The following is a 21,963-nucleotide window of genomic DNA, read 5'->3' on the forward strand; positions in this document are numbered from 1 at the left end:
CTCGGCGGGGCTGTCCTCGGGGGGCCGAGCTCGTCGTGCCCACCGTCCGGGGGCTCGACCTGATCGCCGTCGCCCAGCAGTTGGTGCCCGAGCTCGAGCGCCAGGTCGCGGCGCTGATCGGCGCCGATCGCGTCGACGCCCTGCGCGAGGACCTCGAGGCGATCCGCAGCGCGGGCCCGGCGCCGGACTAGTCGGATTCCGGGGTCGTGCGGCTGGCCGCGATGACCTCGGTCAGCACGGCGTGCAGGTGCTCGAGGTCGGCGATCGGCATCCCCAGCCGGTCGATGATCGCCGGCGGGATCCGCTCGGCCTGCTCCCGCAGCGCCCGGCCCTCCGCGGTGAGGCCGACCGCGAGCATGCGCTCGTTGCCCTCGACCCGCCGCCGCGTCACGTACCCGGCGGCCTCGAGCCGCTTGAGCAGCGGGGACAGCGTGCCCGGGTCCAGTGCCAGGGCGGTGCTCAGGTCGGTCACCGAGCGCGGCGAGTGCTCCCACAGCGCCAGCATCACCAGGTATTGCGGGTGCGTGAGGCCCATCGGTTCGAGCAGTGGGCGGTAGAGGGCGATCACGTTGCGCGCCGCCACGGCCAGCGCGAAGCAGACCTGCCGGTCCAGCGTGAGCAGGTCGACGGGCGTTTGCACGACGGTCGCGAGGTCACCCTCGTCACGTCCTCCGGTACTGCGCACGGGGTTCAGTGTACGATCCTTGGTGCACAAAGTGTTGGGGTGAGGGTGATGTCGCAGATCGTCAGGCCGAATCCGTTGCGGTGGGTCCTCTACGCCTACGGGGCGGGGCTGCCCCCGCGGCACAAGGAGTGGGTGCTGCACGACGTGACCGCGCCGAGCTGGCGGTGGCGGCACTTCGCCCGCGCGACCGTCCAGCTGGCGCCGATCGCGGTGCTGCTCTACGTGTTCATCCCCGGCGAGCCGTGGGTGCGCGCGATGGCGGTGCTCGGCGGCCTGCTGATCGGCTACTTCTACTCGTTCGCCTACATGTACGAGTCGGCCGAGCACCGGGCGGTCAAGGCCGGCTACCCGCAGGGCGGCGCCGCCGCGGTCCGCGAGGAGGCGCACGCCGACGAGCGGCGCGAGCAGGAGGAGCGCTACGCCGCCCGCTGGCGGCAGGACGGCTGACCGGGCACCCGGTCACCAGGGCGCGGTCGGCGCCGTCGGTGCCGGTCGGTGCCGGTCAGTGCGCGTGCTCGTGAACCTGCTCGGCCGCCGCGTCGTGCACGTGGGTGTGCTCGTGCGGCTCGCCGTCGTGGGTGTGGGAGTGCGAGTGCTCGACGTGCTCGTGGTCGTGCTCCACGTGCTCGTGCGTGTGCGCGGTCTGCCCGTGGCTGTGCTCGTGCGCGTGCGGGGTGCTCATGGTCCTCGCTCCCGGTCGGTGACGGTGCGGGCGGGTCGCCCGCCGAGGCCACGGTAGGGCGCCCGGGCGCCGGGCGGAACGGGTGCGGCACTGTCTCCAGATCATTCCTGTTGCCGCGTTTCTGCAGGTGAGAAGGCTCCGTGCGGCACCGGCCCGGTCGTCAGAGCAGGCCGAGCCCCCGCGCCGCGTGGACCGCGGCCGTCCGGTTGCGCACGTCCAGGCGGCGCATCGCGCTGCGGAGATAGGCCTTCACCGTCTCCTGGCTCAGCCCCAGCGCGTCGGCCGCCTCGGCGTTGGTCCGGCCCAGGGCGACGAGCCCCAGCACCTCGAGCTCGCGGGGCGCCAGCTCGGGCCGCGGGCCCTCGGTGGGGTCCTGCCCGCCGAGGTCCGCGAGGATCCGGGCGAGCCTGCGCCGCAGGGCCGGATCGGGTGTCGTCCGGGCCAGGTCGGCGAGGTCGGCCAGCGCGGTGCGGGTCCGGGCGGCCGGCGACGGGCGGGGCGGTGCGGGCGGCGGGAGCAGCGCCGCGATCTCCCGCTCCAGTGCGGCGCCGAACGCGGCGACCCGGTCCACCACGGCGTCGCCGATGCGGTGCGGGGCGCGGACCGCGCCGTACAGGACGGCGCCCACGACCCCGCCGACCGTGACGGGGACCGCGACGACCGAGGTCATCCGTTCCTCGTGCACCACGTGCCGGTCGAAGTCGTGGGTGATCGCCCGGGTGGAGGCGTAGTCGTCGACCCGGCACGCGGCGGCGGTCAGCAGCGCGGAACCGCCGAGCCCGCGCCCGCGGCCGACCTCCAGGTCGCGCAGCGAGTCGCCCAGCGTGCCGCGCAGGTGTGCGATCCGCAGCCGCGGGCCGTCCCGGCGCGGCGTGGTCGCGCCGCCGAACACCACGGGCAACCCGGTCGTCCGCTGCAGCTGGCGCAGCCGCTGCCCGACGACCCGGTCGACGATCCCGACCGGTGAGTCGTCGTCGACCACCTGACCTCCTCGCGTCGCCGCGTCGGCTTCCGGACCAGGGTCCGGTGCCCGCGGGGCGGCCGCTACCCCTGTTCGGGGGTAGTGGGCGCCCCGCGCCGCCGGTCAGGCTCCCGCCGCCGCCGGGGCACGCTCCCGGGACACCTCCGCACGGCCGACGATCGGGAGACGACACGACGATGACCGAGGCGACGACCCAGCCGACGACCCAGCCCACGACCCGGCCGACGACCCAGCCCACGACCCGGCCGACAACCCAGCCCACGACCCGGCCGACGACGAGCAGCCACGAGCGCTACCGGGCCGCCCGCGACCTGCTGCTGACCCACCGGGAGGACCACGGGAAGGCGGTCGCCGAGTTCGCGTGGCCGACCTTCGACGCCCCGTTCAACTGGGCGCACGACTGGTTCGACGTGATCGCGGACGGCGTCGGGCGGACCGCCCTGACGATCGCGGAGGAGGACGGCACCGCCGCCTCGTACACCTTCGACGGGCTGCGACGCCGGTCGAACCAGGTGGCGCGGCTGCTGGCCGCGCACGGCGTCCGGCGCGGGGACGCCGTGCTGCTCATGCTCGGCAACCAGGTCGAGCTGTGGGAGTCGATGCTCGCGGTGATGAAGCTGGGCGCGGTGATCATGCCGACGACGACCGCCCTGGGTGCCGCCGACCTGCCGGACCGGATCGCGCGCGGCGCGGCACGGCACGTGGTCGCCGGCGCCGCGGACGCGCCCAAGTTCGCCGGGATCGGGGGCCTGACCCGGATCGCGGTGGGCGAGGAGGCGGAGGGCTGGCTGCCCTACGCGGACGCGGCGGCCGAGTCCGACGCGCCGCTCGCGCACCCGGGGACGGCCGCGGACGACCGGCTGCTGCTCTACTTCACCTCCGGCACCACGAGCAGGCCGAAGCTCGTGGAGCACACCCAGCAGTCCTATCCGGTCGGTCACCTGTCCACGCTGTACTGGCTCGGGATCCGCCCCGGTGACACACACCTGAACATCAGCTCGCCCGGCTGGGCGAAGCACGCGTGGAGCTGCTTCTTCGCGCCGTGGATCGCCGAGGCGTCGATCTTCGTGCACAACTACTCGCGGTTCGACCCGGCGGCGCTGCTCGACGGGATCCGCGGGCACGGCGTCACCACGTTCTGCGCGCCGCCCACCGTGTGGCGGATGCTGATCAAGGCCGACCTGTCCGGCGGCCCGGGCGTCCTGCGCGAGGTGATCGCGGCGGGCGAGCCGCTCAACCCGGAGGTGATCGCGCAGGTCCGCGCGGCGTGGGGACTCACCCTGCGCGACGGGTTCGGGCAGACCGAGACCACGGCGTCCGTCGGCAACACCCCGGGCTCCGTGGTGAAGCCGGGATCGATGGGCCGGCCGCTGCCCGGGGTGCCCGTCGTGCTGGTCGACCCGACGACGGGCCGGCCGAGCGAGGTCGAGGGCGAGATCTGCCTCGACCTCGCCGAGGCGCCGCTGTCCCTCATGACCGGCTACCTCGGCGACCCGGAGAAGCAGGTCGAGGCGACCGAGGGCGGCTACTACCACACCGGCGACGTCGCGACCCGGGACGACGACGGCTACCTGTTCTACGTCGGGCGCACCGACGACGTCTTCAAGGCCTCGGACTACAAGGTCTCGCCGTTCGAGCTGGAGAGCGTGCTCGTCGAGCACCCGGCGGTGACCGAGGCCGCGGTGGTCCCGGCGCCGGACCCCGTGCGGCTGGCCGTGCCGAAGGCCTACGTGGCGCTGGCGCCGGGCTGGGAGCCGACCCGGGAGACCGCGCTGGAGATCCTCCGGCACGCGCGCACGAACCTGGCGCCGTACCTGAGGGTGCGGCGGCTGGAGTTCGCCGACCTGCCCAAGACGATCTCCGGCAAGATCCGCCGGGTCGACCTGCGCGCCCGCGAGGCGGCCGGCGGGCCCGCCGGGACCGAGTGGCGGGACGACCAGTTCCCCGAGCTGAGGGCCTGACCGACGACGGGGCCGCGAGCCGGCCCACGCGGGCCGCGCCGACGCCGGGCGCGGCCCGCGGTGGTCGGCGCGGCCCACTGCTCCATTGGTGTTCAGACCTCCGCCCGCTTCTGGCGTTCCAGGCGTCGAGGGCCTACCGTCGCTCAGGTAATCAAACCTTTGATCGTCGCTCGCGACGGTCGGGGCCGAGACCTCCCAGCGACGGGAAGAAGCCCTCGATGCAGGCCGTGGCGCTTCCCGTCCCCGCTCTCGAAAGGACGGCTGCCATGGCCAAGCCCTTCGCCTCCTCCGCCGACACCGCGGCCAAGGAGCAGACCCTCGAGGTGCTCGCCGACGGCGTGTACGCCCTGACCGCCGAGGGCGACCCGAACATCGGCGCGGTCGAGGGCGAGGACTTCCTGGTCTGCTTCGAGGCCCTCGCCACCCCGGTCGCCGCGCGGAAGTGGCTGGCGAAGCTGCGCGAGCACACCGACAAGCCGGTGCGCTACCTGGTGCTCTCGCACTACCACGCGGTGCGGGTGCTGGGCGCGAGCGCGTTCGACGCGGAGACGATCGTGTCACACGAGATCACCAAGGACCTGGTGGCCGAGCGGGGCAAGCAGGACTGGGAGAGCGAGTTCGCGCGGATGCCGCGGCTGGCCGAGGCGGCGGACTCGGTGCCGGGACTGACCTGGCCGACGCTGACCTTCGCCGACCGGCTGACCATCGACCTCGGCGGGGACCGGGGTGACCTGGTGCTGCAGTACCACGGCCGCGGGCACACCGAGGGCGACATCACCGCCTGGCTGCCCCGCCACCGGATCCTGTTCGCCGGGGACCTGGTGGAGGCGCAGGCCGCGCTCTACACCGGCGACGCCTTCCACCGCGACTGGGCCGGTGCGACGCTGGACCGGGTCAAGGCGCTCGGGGCCGAGCAGCTGGTCGGCGGGCGCGGCGCGGTCAGCCGCGGGCGGGCCGAGGTCGACGCCGCGATCGAGCAGACCCGCGGGTTCCTGCAGGTCATGATCCGCGAGGTGGGCGCGGTGCAGGAGCGGGGCGGCACGCTGAAGGAGGCCTTCGAGGCCACGCACGCCGCGCTGGTCGACGACTACGGGCACTGGCCGATCTTCGAGCACTGCCTGCCCTTCGACGTCTCCCGGCTGTGGGACGAGCTGTCCGGCATCGAGCGCCCGGTGATCTGGACCGCCGAGCGCGACCAGGAGGTCTGGGCCCAGCTGCAGGGCTGAGCCCCGCACAGGACTCGCGACGACGGGAGTACCGAATGACCACCGCAGTTCCGCCGGGCGCCTGGCCCGCCGAGCCGGTGCTCGTGCTGGGCGCGGGCCCGGTCGGGCAGACCACGGCCCTGCTGCTGGCCCGCTGGGGCGTGCCGACGATCGTGCTCGACCGGCGCCCGGAGCGGGACCGGATCGGCTCCAAGGCGATCTGCCAGCAGCGTGACGTGCTCGACGTCTGGGAGGCGGTCGGCGCCGGCCGGCGCATCGCCGCGGAGGGCGTCACCTGGACCACCGCCCGCACCTTCCACCGGGACCGGGAGCTGTTCGCGGTCGAGTTCGTGGACCCGGGCCGCCCGGCGTTCCCGCCGTTCGTCAACATCTCCCAGACCCGCACCGAGGAGATCCTGGACGAGCGCATCGCGGCCGAGCCGCTGGTCGACCTCCGGTGGGACCACCAGGTCGACCACGTCGAGCAGGACGGCTCCGGCGTCACCGTCCGGCTGGCCGACGGCCGGGAGCTGCGGGGCTCCTTCCTCGTGGTCTGCGCGGGGGCCCGCAGCGACGAGCTGCGCCGGCTGCTCGGGGTGAGCTTCGACGGGCACTCCTTCGACGACCGCTTCCTCATCTGCGACATCCGGACGGACCTACCCGGCTGGGCCAGCGAGCGCCGCTTCTGGTTCGACCCGGAGTGGAACCCGGGCCGGCAGGTCCTCATCCACCCGTGCCCGGACTCGACCTTCCGCATCGACTGGCAGGTGCCCGCGGACTACGACCTGGACGCCGAGGTGGCGTCCGGGGCGCTGGACGCACGGATCCGGGCGATCATCGGCGACCGGGACTACGAGATCGTCTGGAAGTCCGTGTACCGCTTCCACTCCCGCGTCGTGGACCGGATGCGGTGCGGGCGCATCCTGCTCGCCGGCGACGCCGCGCACCTGGTGTCGCCCTTCGGTGCCCGGGGCCTGAACTCCGGGGTCGGCGACGCGGAGAACGCGGCGTGGAAGATCGCCTACGTCGGGCACGGCTGGGCGGACGAGGAGCTGCTGGAGAGCTACCACGCCGAGCGGCACGCCGCGGCCGTCGAGAACATCGCGGTCACCACGGCGACCATGGACTTCCTCGTCCCGCCGGACGAGGCCCGCGCGCGGCACCGCGCCGAGGTGCTGACCCGGGCCGCGACCGATCCCGAGGCCCGCGGCCGCGTCGACTCGGGCCGGCTGTCCGAGCCGTTCTGGTACGTCGACTCGCCCCTGACCACCCCCGATCCGCGGCGCCCCTTCGGCGGCCGACCCCCGCGCGGGCAGGCCCCGCCGGCCGGGCCCGGGGTGCTGCTGCCCGACGCGCCGGTCACGGTCCCCGGCACGGCCGACGGGCGGGTGCGGGCGCTGGCCCGCGACGGGTTCCTGCTCCTGGCCGGGAGCGAGGTCGACCTCGCCGCGGTCCGGGAGGTCGTCGCGGCCGCGCCCGGCCCGGTCCGGGTTCACGCGCTGGCCGAGATCGACCCCGACGGCACGCTCACCCGCACCCTGGCCGCCCGGCCCGACGAGGTGTGGGTCGTCCGCCCGGACGCCCACGTCGCCGCCGTCGTCGCCGGCCCGGCCCACGTGGTGCGGGACGGCCTCGCCGCGGCGCTGGCCCGTGCCGCGCGGCCGGGTCCGACGGAGTCACGGGCCCGGCCAGCCGGGCGCGGGGCCCGAGTCTCGCCGTCCGGGCTCGCGACGACCACGGCGTAGCCTCGGCGGGCCGGATCCCTGCGCGGAGCGCGTCCGCCCACCGACGCCCGGTAACGCCGGGGCGGGCCGGGCCGAGGATCTCCGCGAGGGACGGCGTCCGGACGGGGGGTCCGGGCGCCATCCGATCGCATCAGCGGCCCCGGCCCACCGGACGCCCCTACCCGCGCCGCTCCGCGTCGACCAGCTCCCGTGTGCGTGCGCGCCGCGGCCCCACCCGTCAAGGGCGAGGAACGCACCTTCCTGCTCGACGGCGACGAGGTCAGCATCTCGGCCACCGCACTGGGCCCGAACGGCAGCCGGATCGGGTTCGGCGAGGTCACCGGCACCATCCGGCCGGCCCGGCAGGGGCGGCCCGCCTCGCTCCCGGACCAGGCGCTCTCGTCGAGGACCTCGGCCGCCCGGCTAACGCCCTGGTGAGCGCGGCCGAGGACCTCCCCACAGCGGGCGGCGGCCGGACCGGGGTCCGGACGCCGCCGGGGGGAACCAGCGGAGGGGCTTCGGGATGCGGATCGCACGGTCGCAGCGGCTGTCGGGTCCTGGGCGGCTCGGTGTCCTCGCCGGGTCCGTGGTCGCGCTCGTGATCCTGGCGGGATGCGGTGCGCCGGCCCCGTCGTCCGGCTCGCTGGCGCCCGCGGTGGCGGCGGCGAGCGCCGCGTCCAGCGCGGCGTCGTACGAGCCCGCATCGTGCCCGAACCCGATCTATCCCGGTGTGCCGCAGCTCGATCTCGGTGCCGGCATGGAGTGCGGGTACCTGACCGTGCCGGAGAACCGGGCCGAGCCCGACGGGCGGACCGTGCGGCTCGCGGTGGCCCGCGCGAGGGCGACCGCGCTCGCCCCGAGACCGGACCCGCTCGTCTACCTCACCGGTGGCCCCGGGGGCAGCGGCCTGATCAGCGCGTCCCCGCGCGTCGCGGCGGGCTGGAACGCCGACCGGGACGTGATCTTCCTGGAGCAGCGCGGGACGTGGAAGTCCGAGCCGCTGCTGTCCTGCCCCGAGGTCGACGCCTTCCTGGCCGCCTGGGTCGGGCTGGACACGTTCGACCCGGCGACCGCGCGGCGCAGCGCCGACGCCGTGGGGGCGTGCCACGAGCGGCTCGCCGCCACCGCGGACCTGGGGGCCTTCGACACCACGGAGAACGCCGCCGACGTCGCGGACCTGCGGACGGCGCTCGGGATCGGGGAGCGGAACCTCTACGGCGTCTCCTACGGCTCCGACCTCGCCCTGCAGACCCTCCGCGATCATCCGGACGGGATCCGGAGCGTGGTCGTCGACTCGGTGGTCCCGCCGCAGCAGTCCGCCGCCGACACCTTCTGGCCCTCGGCCGCCTCCGGCCTGACGGCCCTGTCCGACGCCTGCGCCGCGCAGCCCGCGTGCCGGGCCGCCCACCCGTCGTTGCGCGACGACGTCGTCCGGCTCGTCACCGAGCTCACCGCCCGTCCGCGCTCGCTGACCCGCACCGACCCGGTGAGCGGCTCGCCGGTGCCGGTGGTCGTCGACGGGTACAAGCTGATCAACCTCGCGGTGATCGCGAGCCTGACCCCGGGCAGCATCGCCGCCTTCCCCGCGCTCGTCGCGAACCTCGATCGCGGCGACGGGGGCGTCGCCGCCGACGCGCTGCTCGCCACCCGGCCGCCGGCCGGGCTGACGGGGTACGGGCTCACGTACGGGGTCTTCTGCGGCGAGATCCCGGCCGATACCGACACGCTGGTCGCGCGGGGTCGCGCGGTGCTGCCCGAGCTGCCGGAGCAGGTCCTCCGGCTCGTGCCGCAGTCGCCGTACCTCGTCACCGACTGCGCCCGGTGGTCGATCCCGCCCGCCCCGGCGTCCGTGCGCACACCGGTGTCGAGCGACCGGCCGGTCCTGGTCCTCGCCGGAGCGCTCGACGCCGTTACCGCGCCGGCCAACGCCGACCTCGTCGCCGAGACCCTGCCCGCCGCGACCCGGGTGACCTTCCCGGACTCGGCCCACGACGTCCTGCTCTGGTCCCCGGCCTGCGGCCTCGCGGTGATGCGCAGCTTCCTCGACCGGCCGGACGCCCCCGACCTCGGCTGCGTGGCCGCGCTGACACCGGCACCCTTCGCCGCGTCGTAGCCGCGACCACCAGTCCCACCAGTCCCACCGGTCACCGACCGGACGAACCGCCGCCGTTCTGACTTCCACCGCTCGGGCAGGGCGGTTGTCCGCGCCGCTCCGCCTCCACCAGCTCCCGCGTGCGGGGCGCGACCTCGTGGGCGTAGCGCTCGAGGACGGCCCGGTCGTCGGACATCAGCACGAAGCCCGAGATGCCCTCGCCGAGCGCGAGATCGGCGAGCTCCTGGGCCCACTGCTCCGGCGGCCCGACGAGCAGACCTCCTCCGGTCCGCGCGAACCGGCCCTCGAGGTTCAGCACCCTGCGGATCGCGCCGGGATCCCGGCCGGTCGCGGCGGCACCCTCGTCGATCAGGGCGTTCATCGTGGTGAGGGAGGCGGGGCCCTCGGGGAGGTACGAGAGCGTCGGGAGCCAGCCGTCGGCGAGGCGGCCGACGAGGCGGAGCATCCGCGGGCCGTAGGCGCCGACCCAGATGCCGATGTCGTGCGCCGGCGCGGGGCCGCGCTTCGCGCCCGCGACGCGATGGATCCCGCCGTCGACCCGGACGCCGCCGCGCTCGTCGGCGGCCCAGATGCCGCGCAGGATCGCGACGGCCTCCTCGAGGGCCTGCACGGCCCGGCCCGGGGTCAGCCGCTGCCCGCCCATGGCCTCGATGCCGTCCCAGAAGCCGCCCGCGCCGAGGCCGAGCTCGATGCGCCCGCCGCTGAGCCGGTCGAGGCTCGCGGCGCTGCGGGCGAGTACCGCGGGCGGCCGCAGCGGCAGGTTGAGCACGTCTCCGGTGATGCGGATCCGCTCGGTCCGGGCGGCGACGACGGACATGAGCGTCCAGGTGTCGAGGAACTGCGGCAGATAGGGGTGGTCCTGGAACGCGACGAGGTCCAGGCCGGCGCGCTCGGCGGCGACCGCGAGCCCGACCGCCTGGTCCGGCGGCTCCGCGACCGGGGTGAGGAAGCCGCCGAAGAGCAGGTCGTGTCGGTAGTCGGGCACGCGTCGAGGGTGGGGCCGCGGCGGGGGCCGGGCAAGGGGCTGCGGCGGGGGCGCACGGGACACCCGGCCGCGGCGACCGGGACGCCAGCCTCCGGCGTCGGGCTGTCCGTCGCGCGGGGGCCTGACCTCAGCCCGAGCCGTGCCGCTCCAGCTCGGCGCGCAGCGCCACCCACGGCTCGCGGTCGCCGAGATCGGTCCACAGGGACCGGGCCCGCCGCGCGGTCTCGGCGTCGCCGCCCTCGAGCAGGGACTCGAACCGCTCGTCGAGCACCCAGGAGGCGTCGGTCGTCGCCTCGGCCGCGACCGCGTCGAGGAAGAGGTCCAGGGCCCGGGCCCGGTGGGCGAGGTCCGGGCCGGGCATGGGCAGCCACTCCAGCTCGCCCGCCCACAGCTGCCGGCGCACGCCGTCCGTCTCGACGTCGAGGACCGTGCCGAAGGGCTGGTCCTTGCCGCCGTGCTCGGCGCGGAACTCGGAGACCTCGTGGGTGAGCCGCAGGACGTTGTCGTCGGTGAGCGAGGCGCCGACGATCAACAGGTGCCGGGTCAGCATCATCGCCTCGAGCACGGCCGCGGCGGGCCGGGCGAGCGCCTGATGGCGGAGGAAGTCCCGGCGGGCCAGGACGATGCTCTCCGGGTGGTCGACGTCGCCGTTGAGCTTGAGCAGCCAGGGTTCGGCGCCGCGCGGGGTCCGCCACGGCATCACCACCGGCTCGACGTGTGGGGCGGCGGCCAGCTCGTAGCAGTGGTCGTAGTTGGTGGTCGCGGCCTCGCGGCAGCGCAGGGCGGCGAGCAGGGAGTGGCCCAGCGCGTGCCGGTCGGCGTCCGCCAGCTCGGCGACGACCGACCCGAACCGGTCGCCCAGCACCCGGCGCAGCAGCTCGCCCTGGTCCAGCGGGTGCAGCCGGGCGAACTCCTCGGTGTCCAGGTCCGGGGCCGCCTCCAGGCACGCCCGCAGCAGGTCGGCCCAGCTCGGCAGGCCGGCGGGAATGCTCACCCCCGCACCGAAGAACAGGGCCAGCTCCCCGCGGCGCGCCTGCTCCGCGAGCCCGGCCGCGGCCTCCAGCAGCTCGGGGTCCAGCGGCCAGCCGTGGCGCAGGCGCCGCAGGTGCTGCACCGCGCCGTGCACGGCGGGGTCCGGCGTGACGAAGGCGAGATCGACCGCGTGCCGCCGGACGACGTCGTCGGCCACGTCGAGCAGGCCGCGGATCACCGCACCGCGGTCGTCGCCGAAACCGCCCGCGCCGATGCCCACCACGGGCACGACGACGAGGGGGAGCACCCGCCCGGCCTCCGGTGCGATCGTCGCCGCGATCTCCCCCAGCACCCCGCGCACGCCGTCGAGCAGCCAGGACAGGACGGCGTCGTCGCGCCGCTCGACGTCGAGGAACCACAGCGCCTCGCCCGCGCGTGCGTGCCGCACGCCCGGGCGACCCCAGTCCGGCGGGCGCAGCACGGCGGGATCCGTCCCGATCAGCGGCCGCCACGCCGGCGAGACGGAGAAGGCGGGCCCCGTGGGGACGACGGCGGCGTCGTGACGCAGGAGCTCCATCCGCCCCTGCACCGCGAAGACGTGCCCGCGCGGGGCGGTGCCGGCGGGGGCGGGCTGCCGCTCCGGTCGGCTCACGGCGGCTCCAGGGGCGCTCGGCGGGACGGGACGAGTCCCGGTACCTCACCGCCGCCGGGGCAAACGTCGGGGCGGCGCGGGGGTCGCGACCGACGAGGTTTGGGATGTGCACGGAAGGCCTACGTGCCCCCGCATGCTGCACATCGGCGATCCTGGCGGACCCCCGGCGACCCACCCCTTCCTCGACCTCCGAACGGGTCCGCGGGTACCCGACGTCCGGAGGATCGCCGTGCTCCGGGCGGGCGGGCTCGGTGACCTCGTGGCCGTGCTGCCCGCGCTGGACGCCCTGCGCGCCGCGTACCCCGACGCGGAGATCGTGCTGCTCTGCGCGCCGGTCCAGGCGGAGCTGACGGGCCACCGCCGGGGCCCGGCGGACCGGGTCCTCGTGGTCCCGTGCACGCACGGGGTCCGGAACCCCGCCCCGTGGGAGTCCGTCGACGAGGCCGAGATCGAGGCGTTCCTCGCCGGCCTGCCCCCGATCGACCTCGCGGTGCAGCTGCACGGTGGCGGCCGGTACTCCAATCCCTTCGTCGACCGGCTCGGCGCGCGGGTCACCGCCGGGCTCCGGGCGTCGGACGCGCCGCCCCTCGACCGGACGGCGCCGTACGTGTACCTGCAGCCCGAGGCGGTGCGGTTCCTCGAGGTGGCCGCCCTGGTCGGCGCGCCGCCCGTCCGTCTCGAGCCGCGGCTGGCCGTCACCGACGCCGACCGCACCGCCGCGGCGACGGTGCTGGGGTCGGTCACCGGACCGATCGCCGTGCTGCACCCCGGGGCGGGGGACCCGCGGCGGCGCTGGCCCGCCGGGCACTTCGCGGCCCTCGGCGAGCGGCTCGCGGCCGCCGGGGCCTCGGTCGTGGTGGTGGGGTCGCCGGACGAGCGGGACCTCGTGGCGGAGGTGACGGCCGGGACGCGGGCACCCCTGCTGGCGCCGACCGCCGGGCCCGGGCCGTCGGGGATGTCGTGGCTGGTCGGGGTGCTGGAGCGGGCGGCGGTGGTGGTCGCGAACGACAGCGGCCCCCGGCACCTGGCCGCCGCCGTCGGCGCCCCGACGGTCGGGATCTTCTGGGGGCCGAACGTGGTCAACGCCGGGCCGTTCACCCGCACCCGGCACCGCGCCCACGTGTCCTGGACCGCGGCCTGCCCCAGCTGCGGCGCACCACTGCTCCGCCCCGGCGGGGCGTGCTCGCACACCGACTCCCTGGTCGCGGAGGTGAGGGTCGAGGAGGTGGAGGCCGACGCCCGGGAGCTGCTCGGACGTCACGCGGACGGATGAGGCCCCCGCTTGCGGACATGTGTTACCACCGGTAACGTTACCGCCGGTAACGCCAGCACGTCGTCGATCCGCGAGGGAGCGACCATGGACGACACCATTGCCCCGGACCGCACCGCGCCCGGCGCCGCCGGGACCGCGACCGCCACCCGTCCGGCCGGCGAGGGCGACCACACGGACGTCGCGCGCCGCCTGCTGCGGTCGTCGGAGATGCTGTCCTACGACCCCGCCCGGGAGGTCGACTGGGAGACGCCGCTGGACAGGGAGTTCCACGGCGCCAGCCCCGAGTGGAGCACGCTGTACGGCACCGCGTACTGGGACGAGATGACCCCGGAGCAGCAGCGCGAGCTGACCCGGCAGGAGTCGGCGTCCGTCGCGAGCACCGGCATCTGGTTCGAGATGATCCTGCAGCAGATGGTGCTGCGGGACTTCTACGCCAAGGACCCGACCGACCCGGCCTTCCAGTGGGCGCTCACCGAGATCGCCGACGAGTGCCGCCACTCGATCATGTTCGCGCGCGGCGTCGCCAAGCTGGGCGCGCGGCCGTACCGGCCGAAGCGGTCGGTCGTCGAGCTCGGCCGCGCGTTCGCCGCGCTGGCCGGCGGCGAGGCGGCCTACGCGGCGATCCTGGTCGCCGAGGAGGTCCTCGACGTCATGCAGCGGGACTGGATGCGCGACGAGCGCGTGGTCCCGTTCGTCCGCACGATCAACAACATCCACGTGGTCGAGGAGTCCCGGCACATGAAGTTCGCCCGGGACGAGGTCCGCGAGCGGATGAAGGGCGTGAGCGCGCTGCGCCGGCACGCGGATGCCGTCGTGATCGCCGGGGCCGCCTACCACATCGTCACCAGCATGGTGAGCGAGGACGTCTACGAGGCCGCCGGGCTGGATCGAAAGCGTGCCGTGCGCGAGGCGCGGGCCAACCAGCACCACAAGGCGATGATGCGCTCGAGCTGCGCCGGCCTGATGGAGTTCCTCGGCTCGGCCGGGCTGCTCACGCCGGTCGCCCGGGCGATCTACCGCCGCGCCGACCTGCTCTGACCCGGCCGCCGACCCTTCGAGCGACAGGCCCCGCGATGCCGTACGCGATCACCCAGACCTGCTGCACCGATGCCTCCTGCGTCGCGGCGTGCCCGGTCAACTGCATCCACCCGACGCCGGACGAGCCGGACTTCGGCACCACGGACATGCTCTACATCGACCCGCGGTCGTGCATCGACTGCGGCGCGTGTGCCGATGCGTGCCCGGTGGACGCGATCCACCCGGTCGACGCCCTGCGCGGCCCGTTGGAGGGCTACGCGGAGGCCAACGCCGAGTTCTACGCCGGCCGGCCGACGTCGGCGGTCGAGGACACCGACCCCGCCCCGGTGTTCCACCGCTGGGGCCCGCCGTCGTTCGACCGCACGGTCCCGGCCGGCTTCCCGGCGCTCGACGTCGCGGTGGTCGGCTCCGGGCCGGCGGGGATGTACGCGGTGCAGGACCTGCTCCTGCACACGAACGCACATGTCACGCTGATCGACCGGCTCGCCGTGCCGGGCGGGCTGGTGCGGTTCGGGGTCGCGCCCGACCACCCGTCGACCAAGCGGATCGGCGAGACGTTCGCGCGCCACCACGGCCACCACCGCCTGCGGGTGCGGCTCGGGGTGGAGGTCGGCCGGGACGTCACGCCCGAGCAGCTGGCCGCCGAGCACGACGCGGTGATCTACGCCGTCGGCGCCTCGGAGTCGCGCCCGCTCGGGGTGCCGGGGGAGGACCTGGCCGGCAGCCTGCCCGCCACCACCGTCGTGGGCTGGTACAACGGCCATCCCGAGATCGCGCCCGGGGCGGTGGACCTGTCCTCGGGGCGGGTGGTCGTCGTCGGGACGGGGAACGTCGCGCTCGACGTGGCCCGGATCCTCACGGCGGACCCCGCCGACCTGGAGGGCACCGCGATCGCGCCGCCGGCGCTCGAGCTGCTGCGCGGGTCCGGGGTCCGCGAGGTGGTGCTGCTGGCCCGCCGGGGCCCGGACACCGCCGCGTACACGCGTCCGGAGATGCTCGCGCTGCTGCGCCGGAAGGGCGTGGAGGTCGTGGTCGACGACGCCGACCCGCGCACGGGCAAGGCGATCGACCAGGCCCTGCCGGGTGAGCACGCGGGGCTGCTGGCCGGGGCGCGCCGCGAGGTCGTCGACTGGTCGACGCCGAGCCCGGGGGGTCCGCGCCGGCTGGTCCTGCGCTTCCACTCGTCGCCCACCGCGCTCACCGGCTCCGGCCGGGTCGAGGCGGTCCGGGTGACCGGGCCGGACGGCGAGGTCGAGATCCCTGCCGGGACGGTCGTCCGGGCCGTCGGGCACCGGGGACGGCCGCCGACCGGCCTGCCGTCCGACGACGCCACCGGCACGGTGCCGAACGACCGAGGCCGGGTCGAGGGCATGCCCGGCACCTACGTGGTCGGCTGGATCAAGCGCGGCTCCACCGGCGGTATCGGCGCCAACCGCACCGACGCCGCCGAGACCGTCAGGTCCCTGCTCGACGACGCCGTGGCGGGCCGGCTGCCGGGCCGGCCGAGCCGGCGGCGGCGGATCCCGTTGCCGCTGCTGCCGTCCCGGCGGCGCCGGGCGGTCGCGGGGTAGTGCGCCGGGCCGGGTCGCTCAGACGCGCGCACGCGCGACGAGGTCCGCGGGCGCGCCCAGGGCGCGCAGGTCGGCGAGCACCCGCTCGCGGTCGCGGTCGTCGGGGAAGATCCCGGCGAAGGGGGCGGCGGGGCGGAACTGGGCGAGCCGGAACGGGTTCCGGCGCCGGGCGGGGCGGTCGGTGCGCTTGCGGGTGGTGATGCTCATGGCCTTGCCTCCGGTTCGGGCGGTGTCGGTGGCGGGAGTTCCTCCCGCTGGAGACACGGTCCCGTCGGTCCACCCCCGGCACCATCGGGCCGACACCCGATCCGCCGGGGGAGCGCGTGTCGGGCGATCGGGGGACAGCCCTACCGCGCGGCGGCCGCCTCCTCGCCGCGGTCACCTCGATCACCGGGGTCGCCCGCGTCCTCCTCGTCCTGGCCGCCGAGCAGGGGCGACTGCACCAGCACGAACGTGCCGACGACCAGCGCCGCCCCGCCGGCGGCGGCCATCGCGTACCAGGCGCCCCCGCGGACCTGCTCGCCGAACACGACCACGCCCCACGCCGTCGCGACCAGCGGGTTCATCAGGGTGAAGCCGGGCTGCGAGGCGACCAGGCTGCCCGCCTGCAGCGCGGTCTGGAGCAGGAAGAACGACAGCGGCCCGACGACGACCACGGCCCAGGTCTGCCACGCGGTGAGCACCCCGGACACGCCCTCCCGCTCGGCGATCGCCCCCACGGCCGCCACGAGCACCGCGACGTAGCCGAACGCCGTGCCGGTCGCGACGCCGAGCCACCCGGCCCGCGGCGACCCCGTCGTCCCGCGGCCCGCGATCACGGTCCCGCCGACGAGCACGGCGACGCCCGCCGACCCGACGGCCCACGTCCAGCCGGGCACCGCGACCGGGTCCCCGCCGTGCGGGGCCAGCGCGACGACGACCAGCGCCAGACCGCCGGCGAGCACCGCGATCGCGGTCCACTCCCGCACCCCGGGTCGCGCGCCGAAGGCCCACGCCGCGAGCAGCACGGTGAACGGCAGCTCGGCCACCAGGAGGGGCTGCACGACGGCGACCCCGGCCAGTGTCAGCGCCACGGCCTGCACCAGGAACCCGACGATCACGCAGGCGATCCCGGCCAGCCAGGAGGGCCGCCGGACCAGGTCGAACAGCAGCCCGATCGAGAAGGACCTTTCCTCGGGCTCCTCGCGCGCGGCCTTGCGCTGCAGCACGCTCGCGGCCGCGTTGAGGACCGCCGCCACCACCGCCAGTACCACGCCCACGCGCCCGGGTATCCGTTCCGTCCCTGGTCGAACCCCGGCGGGCGATGAGTTTCCGGGCGGGCGTCGGTCCACCTCGTCGACAGCACGGACGAACCGGACCGGAGGACCCGCCATGACCACGCTCGACACCACCCTCGCCCTGACCCGCCGCACCACGGACGGCACGCCGACCACGGGCCTGCGCGCCGCCGCACCGCAGCTGGTGCTGCTGGCGTTCCGCGTGGTGATCGGGTTCCTGTTCTCGGTGCACGCCCTCGCCGGCTTCGGCGCCTTCGGCGGCGTCGACGGTGCCGGCACCGGCCTGCCACCCTTCAGCCTCTTCTGGTGGGTCTCGGTGGTCGAACTCGTCGGCGCGGTGCTCGTCGCGATCGGCCTCTACGTGCGGCCGGCCGGCTTCCTGCTCTCCGGGATGATGGCCTTCGCCTACTTCGCCATGCACCTGCCGCAGGGCTGGAACCCGCTGTACAACCTGGGCGAGCCCGCCGCGCTCTACAGCTGGATCTTCCTGCTGCTCTGCGCGATCGGCGCCGGCCGGTACAGCCTCGACCACCTGCGCACCCGCCGCGCCCGCTGACCCCGGCGCCTCCCGCCGACCCGCCCGCCGGTCACCCGGCGGGCCTGGCGAGTGTCCGGCACAGCGCCTCCAGCGCACCCGCCCAGGCCGAGGGCGACGGCGTCGCGTACCCCACCACCAGCGCGTCCGCACGGGGTGCGGCGTCGGGATGGCGGAAGCGGTCCAGGCCCTCGACCGCCAGCCCGTGCCAGGCCGCCGACCGCAGGGCGGCCGTCTCGGCGGTGCCGGGCGGCCCGTCGCCCGCGGGCAGCTCGACCAGCGCGTGCAGCCCCGCCGCCAGGCCGCGCACGGCGACCTCCGGGACCCGCGCCGCCAAAGCGGCGACGAGCTCGTCCCGGCGCCGCCGGTAGGCCTGCCGCCGCTCCCGGACGTGCCGGTCGTAGGCCCCCGAGGCCAGCAGCTCCGCGAGGACCAGCTGCTCCACCGCGGGCACCCGGGTCCCGCCCTCCGCGGCGACCAGCCGCTCCACCTCGGCGGCGAGTCCGGCCGGCAGGACCAGCCAGCCGAGCCGCAGCCCCGGCGCGAGCGCCTTGCTGGCCGTCCCGAGGTGGACCACCCGCTCGGGGTCCAGACCCTGCAGGGCACCCACCGGCCGCCGGTCGTAGCGGAACTCGCCGTCGTAGTCGTCCTCGATCACCAGCCCACCGGTGGCGCGGGCCCAGTCGACGGCCGCGGCCCGGCGGTCCGGCCGCAGGGCGACCCCGGTGGGGAACTGGTGCGCCGGGGTGAGCAGGACGGCCCCCTCGCCGTCGAGCAGGTCCGTGCGGGCCCCGGCGTCGTCGACGGGCAGGGCGGCGACCGCGAGCCCGCGCTGTTCGAGCAGCTCCCGGTGCAGGTGCAGCGCGTGCGACTCGCCGGCGACCCGGCGCACGCGCCGGCCCCGAAGCAGGTCGGCGAGCAGGGCGAGCCCGTGGACGGCCCCGGCGCACACGACGATCCGGTCCGGTGTGGTGCGTACGCCCCGTGCCCGGGCGAGGTGCTCGGCCAGCGCGGTCCGCAGCTCGTGCCGGCCGCGGTCGTCGCCGTAGCCGAAGGCCTCGTCGGGCGCCGCGGCCAGCGTCCGTCGCAGGGCGCGGAGCCAGGCGGCGCGGGGGAACGCGGCGACGTCCGGCTGGCCCGGCCGCAGGTCGTGCGCCGGACGCGCGAGGCCGGGCGGCCGCGGGCGCGCCGGGTCCGCGTGCCGGTGGCCCGGCTCGGCACGCGGCGCCACCCGCGTGCCCGAGCCCTGCCGGGCCGTCAGCCAGCCCTCGGCGGCCAGCTCCGAGTAGGCGTCCGCGACCGTGTTGCGCGCCAGCCCGAGGTCCGCGGCGAGCGACCGGGAGGAGGGCAGGCGCGACCCCGGGGCCAGCCGCCCGCTGCGGACCGCCTCCCGGACGGCCTCCATCAGGCCCTCCCGCACCCCGCGGCCCTCCGCCAGGTCGAGGTGGAGGTCCGAAGTGGCCCGCGAAACCATGCCGGAAGTGGACCACACGTCCGGACCACCGGGCACCTAGCGTCGCTCCCGTGACCCTCACCGAGCAGACCCCGTCCCCGACCCGCAACCCCGAGCACCCCCCGCGGCTGGTGCTCGCCGAGCTCGTCCCCGACGTCTACAAGGCCATGGCCCGGTTCGCTGCCGCCGCGGGCGCCGGCCTCGAGCCCGCCCTCGTCGAGCTCGTCCGGATCCGCGCGTCGCAGCTCAACCACTGCGCCTTCTGCCTGGACATGCACACGAAGGACGCGCTGGCGCAGGGCGAGTCCGTCGAGCGCGTCGTGCAGCTGTCGGCCTGGGAGGAGTCGGCGCACTTCTACTCGCCACGGGAGGTGGCCGCCCTCGGGTTGACCGAGGCGATCACCGTGCTCACGGACGGCTTCGTGCCCGACGAGGTGTGGGAACGCGCCGCCGCGCAGTTCGACGAGACCGAGCTCGCCCAGCTCGTCGCCGTGATCACGGCGATCAACGCGTGGAACCGCTTCGGGGTGTCCACCCGGATGGTGCCGGGCCACTACCGCCCACGCCGGGGATGAGGGGGGCGCCCTCGTCGAAGGCAGGGTGGTGCCGCCGTTGAAGGAGCCCACAAGCCGCCGGGCCACGGGCGGGTGACAGCCCCCGCCCGCCCGACGACCCTGGCGTCATGACGACGCGCCCCGGCGAGCTGCTGATCACCGACTTCCTGCGCCGGGCGCGCCGGCACCATCCCCACCGCGAGATCGTGGCGTACGCGCACGGCGAGGAGGTCCTGCGCTACGACTACGCCGCCTACGCCGACCGGGTCGACCGGCTGGCGGGCGCGCTGCGCCGGCTCGGGGTGCGGCCGGGGGACCGGGTGGCGAGCCTGGCCTGGAACCACCACCGCCACCTCGAGCTCTACGCGGCGGTCCCGCAGGTCGGGGCCGTGCTGCACACGCTCAACCTGCGGCTGTCGGCGGAGGAGATCGCCTACATCGTCGGGCACGCCGACGATCGGCTGATCGTCGCCGACGCGGAGCTGCAGCACCTGCTCGACGGCGTCCAGCCCGAGCTGGGCGTGCTCGACACCGGGGACGCCTACGAGGCGCTGCTGGTGGAGGGGCCGCCCGACGACACCGGGCCCGGCGTCCGCGAGGACGACCTCGCCGTCCTCTGCTACACCTCCGGCACGACCGGACGGCCCAAGGGCGTCGGGTACAGCCACCGCGGCCTCTACCTGCACACCTTCGCCGCCTGCCTCGCCGACGGGCACGCGATCTCGGCCGCCGACACAGTGCTGCACGTCGTCCCGATGTTCCACGCCAACGCCTGGGGCGTCCCGTACGCGGCCACGATGACCGGGGCCACGCAGGTGCTGCCCGGGCCGCACCCGACGCCGGCGGAGATCGCCCGGATCATCGAGCGCGAGCAGGTCACCTACGTCGGGATGGTGCCGACCGTCGCCGTCGACATCCTCCGGCACGTCCGCGAGCACGGCGGCGACCTGCGCAGCCTGCGCGCGCTGGTGCTCGGCGGCTCCACCCCGAGCCTCGCCCTGATCCGCGACCTCGAGGAGGAGCTCGGCATCCCCGTCTACCAGGGCTGGGGCATGACCGAGCTGTCCCCGATGGCGAGCTTCACCCGCCCGCCCCGGCCGATCGCCGACCGCGAGGAGCGCCGCCGGCGCACGCAGAGCCAGGGCCGGCTGCTGCCCGGGCTGCAGTGGCGGATCGTCGACGACGCCGGCCGCGAGCTCCCGTGGGACGGCGAGTCGGCGGGGGAGCTGCAGGTCAAGGGACCGTGGGTGGCCACCGGGTACTACCTCGGCGAGGCCCCCGAGCGGTTCGACGACGGTTGGTTGCTCACCGGCGACGTCGCCGTGATCGACCCGGACGGCTGGATGCGGATCGTCGACCGCGCCAAGGACCTGATCAAGAGCGGCGGCGAGTGGATCAGCTCGGTCGCCCTGGAGCAGGCGCTGATGGCCGACCCGGAGGTCGCCGAGGCCGCCGTCGTCGCCGTACCGCACGCGCGCTGGCAGGAGCGCCCGCTGGCACTGGTGGTGCTGCAACCCGGCTCCACGGCGACCGGCGACGAGCTGAGGACGCGGCTGGGGGAGCGGGTGCCGCGCTGGTGGCTGCCCGAGCGCGTCGAGGTGACGACCGAGCTCCCGCGCACCAGCGTCGGCAAGCTCGACAAGCGGGCACTGCGGGAGCACTGGTCCGCCGGCGTCCACGCCTGAACCCCACCGCCCGAACACGGCGAACGGCACTTTCGCTCATTCCTAGTGAGCGAGAGCGCCGTTCGCTCATGTCCGGATCCGGCAACCCCGCCCGCCCTCCGCCCGCCCTCCGAACGCCCTCCGCCCGCCCTCCCTGCGAACGCGCGAACGGCACTTTCGCTCACATCTAGTGAGCGAAAGTGCCGTTCGTTCACGCAGGGAGCGGCGTCAGGGCGCCACGAACACCGCGGTGGTGTGCTCGGTGTCGAGGAACTCCTTCACGGAGCTGATCTTGCCGTCCCGCACCGTGAAGACGAAGTGGTACAGGTTGTTGTAGATCCGCCCGTTCTTCAGTTCCGCGTAGGACTCGGTCTCCACCGCCACCCGCTCACCCTCGGCCGTGAAGGCCAGAGGCGTGAGCGTGATGGCGCCGGTCTTCGTGCCCTCGGCGATCCCGCCGAGCATCTCGCCGAAGCCGGCCTTGTCCTTGGTGCCGGAGATCCCGGGGATGTTCCCGGCGACCCACCACGTGGCGTCGTCCGTGAGCGAGTCCAGGATCCCGGTCACGTCACCGGAGGAGAAGACCTCCATGAACTCGGTGACGACCTTCTTGTTCTCCTCCTCGAGCGCGCCCACG

Annotated in this window: 21 protein-coding genes and 1 pseudogene; 13 read left to right on the top strand and 9 right to left on the bottom strand. The window is 75.5% G+C overall.

Features of this window, described 5'->3' with window-relative positions:
• Positions 1 to 35 precede the first annotated feature (35 nt).
• A complete protein-coding gene (locus ABD990_RS04275; protein WP_345378458.1) occupies positions 36 to 191 on the top strand; it encodes a hypothetical protein in 156 nt (51 codons plus the stop codon).
• Here ABD990_RS04275 and ABD990_RS04280 read toward each other — a convergent pair.
• Positions 188 to 685 (bottom strand): MarR family winged helix-turn-helix transcriptional regulator, encoded by a 498-nt coding sequence (locus ABD990_RS04280; protein WP_425569403.1) that lies wholly within the window; start codon positions 683 to 685, stop codon positions 188 to 190. The genes ABD990_RS04275 and ABD990_RS04280 overlap by 4 nt on opposite strands.
• Before the next feature lie 48 nt (positions 686 to 733).
• On the opposite strand from ABD990_RS04280, the gene ABD990_RS04285 reads away from it, so the two are divergent.
• Positions 734 to 1,132, top strand: a complete 399-nt coding sequence (locus ABD990_RS04285; RefSeq protein ID WP_345378459.1) for a DUF5313 family protein — start codon at positions 734 to 736, stop codon at positions 1,130 to 1,132.
• A 55-nt stretch (positions 1,133 to 1,187) separates the two neighbouring features.
• On the opposite strand, the gene ABD990_RS04290 is transcribed toward ABD990_RS04285, so the two are convergent.
• Both ABD990_RS04290 and ABD990_RS04295 read right to left on the bottom strand, forming a co-directional pair.
• Positions 1,188 to 1,367 carry a zinc transporter Slc39a7 gene (locus tag ABD990_RS04290; RefSeq protein WP_345378460.1) on the bottom strand — a complete coding sequence of 60 codons (180 nt, stop codon included), beginning with the start codon at positions 1,365 to 1,367 and terminating at the stop codon, positions 1,188 to 1,190.
• 160 nt (positions 1,368 to 1,527) lie between these two features.
• Positions 1,528 to 2,349, bottom strand: a complete 822-nt coding sequence (locus tag ABD990_RS04295) for a helix-turn-helix transcriptional regulator (RefSeq protein ID WP_345378462.1) — start codon at positions 2,347 to 2,349, stop codon at positions 1,528 to 1,530.
• A gap of 176 nt (positions 2,350 to 2,525) precedes the next feature.
• On the opposite strand from ABD990_RS04295, the gene ABD990_RS04300 reads away from it, so the two are divergent.
• The 5 genes and pseudogenes from ABD990_RS04300 (at position 2,526) to ABD990_RS04320 (ending at position 9,352) form a co-directional block, all read left to right on the top strand.
• On the top strand, positions 2,526 to 4,310 hold the full coding sequence (locus ABD990_RS04300; RefSeq protein ID WP_345378463.1) for an AMP-binding protein: 1,785 nt from the start codon (positions 2,526 to 2,528) through the stop codon (positions 4,308 to 4,310).
• Between the two features lie 266 nt (positions 4,311 to 4,576).
• Positions 4,577 to 5,536: an MBL fold metallo-hydrolase gene (locus ABD990_RS04305; protein ID WP_345378464.1), complete on the top strand. Its 960-nt coding sequence runs from the start codon at positions 4,577 to 4,579 to the stop codon at positions 5,534 to 5,536.
• Positions 5,537 to 5,571: 35 nt separating this feature from the next.
• The gene (locus ABD990_RS04310) at positions 5,572 to 7,260 is read left to right on the top strand and encodes an FAD-dependent monooxygenase (protein WP_345378465.1); all 1,689 of its coding nucleotides are present in this window, start codon (positions 5,572 to 5,574) and stop codon (positions 7,258 to 7,260) included.
• 216 nt (positions 7,261 to 7,476) lie between these two features.
• Positions 7,477 to 7,599 (top strand): annotated as a pseudogene (locus tag ABD990_RS04315) (fumarylacetoacetase); the annotation flags it as partial.
• Positions 7,600 to 7,762: 163 nt separating this feature from the next.
• Entirely contained in the window at positions 7,763 to 9,352 is a 1,590-nt protein-coding gene (locus ABD990_RS04320) for an alpha/beta fold hydrolase (protein ID WP_345378466.1), read from the top strand.
• 31 nt (positions 9,353 to 9,383) lie between these two features.
• Here ABD990_RS04320 and ABD990_RS04325 read toward each other — a convergent pair whose 3' ends face one another.
• Positions 9,384 to 10,337, bottom strand: a complete 954-nt coding sequence (locus ABD990_RS04325) for an LLM class flavin-dependent oxidoreductase (RefSeq protein ID WP_345378468.1) — start codon at positions 10,335 to 10,337, stop codon at positions 9,384 to 9,386.
• A gap of 127 nt (positions 10,338 to 10,464) precedes the next feature.
• Positions 10,465 to 11,961 (bottom strand): SIR2 family protein, encoded by a 1,497-nt coding sequence (locus tag ABD990_RS04330; protein WP_345378469.1) that lies wholly within the window; start codon positions 11,959 to 11,961, stop codon positions 10,465 to 10,467.
• A gap of 229 nt (positions 11,962 to 12,190) precedes the next feature.
• On the opposite strand from ABD990_RS04330, the gene ABD990_RS04335 reads away from it, so the two are divergent.
• From ABD990_RS04335 to ABD990_RS04345, 3 genes are all read left to right on the top strand, one after another.
• On the top strand, positions 12,191 to 13,234 hold the full coding sequence (locus tag ABD990_RS04335; RefSeq protein WP_345378470.1) for a glycosyltransferase family 9 protein: 1,044 nt from the start codon (positions 12,191 to 12,193) through the stop codon (positions 13,232 to 13,234).
• Positions 13,235 to 13,318: 84 nt separating this feature from the next.
• Positions 13,319 to 14,272, top strand: coding sequence for an AurF N-oxygenase family protein (locus ABD990_RS04340; RefSeq protein WP_345378471.1), 954 nt, complete (start codon positions 13,319 to 13,321; stop codon positions 14,270 to 14,272).
• Between the two features lie 35 nt (positions 14,273 to 14,307).
• Positions 14,308 to 15,843: an FAD-dependent oxidoreductase gene (locus ABD990_RS04345; protein ID WP_345378472.1), complete on the top strand. Its 1,536-nt coding sequence runs from the start codon at positions 14,308 to 14,310 to the stop codon at positions 15,841 to 15,843.
• Positions 15,844 to 15,861: 18 nt separating this feature from the next.
• On the opposite strand, the gene ABD990_RS04350 is transcribed toward ABD990_RS04345, so the two are convergent.
• Positions 15,862 to 16,050, bottom strand: a complete 189-nt coding sequence (locus ABD990_RS04350; protein ID WP_345378474.1) for a hypothetical protein — start codon at positions 16,048 to 16,050, stop codon at positions 15,862 to 15,864.
• 140 nt (positions 16,051 to 16,190) lie between these two features.
• Complete coding sequence (locus ABD990_RS04355; protein ID WP_345378475.1) at positions 16,191 to 17,102, bottom strand: DMT family transporter; 912 nt, start codon at positions 17,100 to 17,102, stop codon at positions 16,191 to 16,193.
• A gap of 112 nt (positions 17,103 to 17,214) precedes the next feature.
• Here ABD990_RS04355 and ABD990_RS04360 point away from each other — a divergent pair, with 112 nt between their 5' ends.
• Positions 17,215 to 17,676, top strand: a complete 462-nt coding sequence (locus ABD990_RS04360) for a DoxX family protein (protein WP_345378476.1) — start codon at positions 17,215 to 17,217, stop codon at positions 17,674 to 17,676.
• A 31-nt stretch (positions 17,677 to 17,707) separates the two neighbouring features.
• On the opposite strand, the gene pdxR is transcribed toward ABD990_RS04360, so the two are convergent.
• On the bottom strand, positions 17,708 to 19,129 hold the full coding sequence (gene pdxR / locus ABD990_RS04365; RefSeq protein WP_345378477.1) for a MocR-like pyridoxine biosynthesis transcription factor PdxR: 1,422 nt from the start codon (positions 19,127 to 19,129) through the stop codon (positions 17,708 to 17,710).
• Between the two features lie 50 nt (positions 19,130 to 19,179).
• Here pdxR and ABD990_RS04370 point away from each other — a divergent pair, with 50 nt between their 5' ends.
• Both ABD990_RS04370 and ABD990_RS04375 read left to right on the top strand, forming a co-directional pair.
• The gene (locus tag ABD990_RS04370) at positions 19,180 to 19,683 is read left to right on the top strand and encodes a carboxymuconolactone decarboxylase family protein (protein ID WP_345378479.1); all 504 of its coding nucleotides are present in this window, start codon (positions 19,180 to 19,182) and stop codon (positions 19,681 to 19,683) included.
• 107 nt (positions 19,684 to 19,790) lie between these two features.
• Complete coding sequence (locus ABD990_RS04375) at positions 19,791 to 21,347, top strand: long-chain-fatty-acid--CoA ligase (RefSeq protein ID WP_345378480.1); 1,557 nt, start codon at positions 19,791 to 19,793, stop codon at positions 21,345 to 21,347.
• 207 nt (positions 21,348 to 21,554) lie between these two features.
• Here the strand turns inward: ABD990_RS04375 and ABD990_RS04380 are convergent, their stop codons facing one another.
• Positions 21,555 to 21,962, bottom strand: coding sequence for a nuclear transport factor 2 family protein (locus ABD990_RS04380; RefSeq protein WP_345378481.1), 408 nt, complete (start codon positions 21,960 to 21,962; stop codon positions 21,555 to 21,557).
• Position 21,963: the final 1 nt, after the last annotated feature.

Source organism: Pseudonocardia yuanmonensis (assembly GCF_039542425.1).
In the GTDB taxonomy this organism is placed as follows: domain Bacteria; phylum Actinomycetota; class Actinomycetes; order Mycobacteriales; family Pseudonocardiaceae; genus Pseudonocardia; species Pseudonocardia yuanmonensis.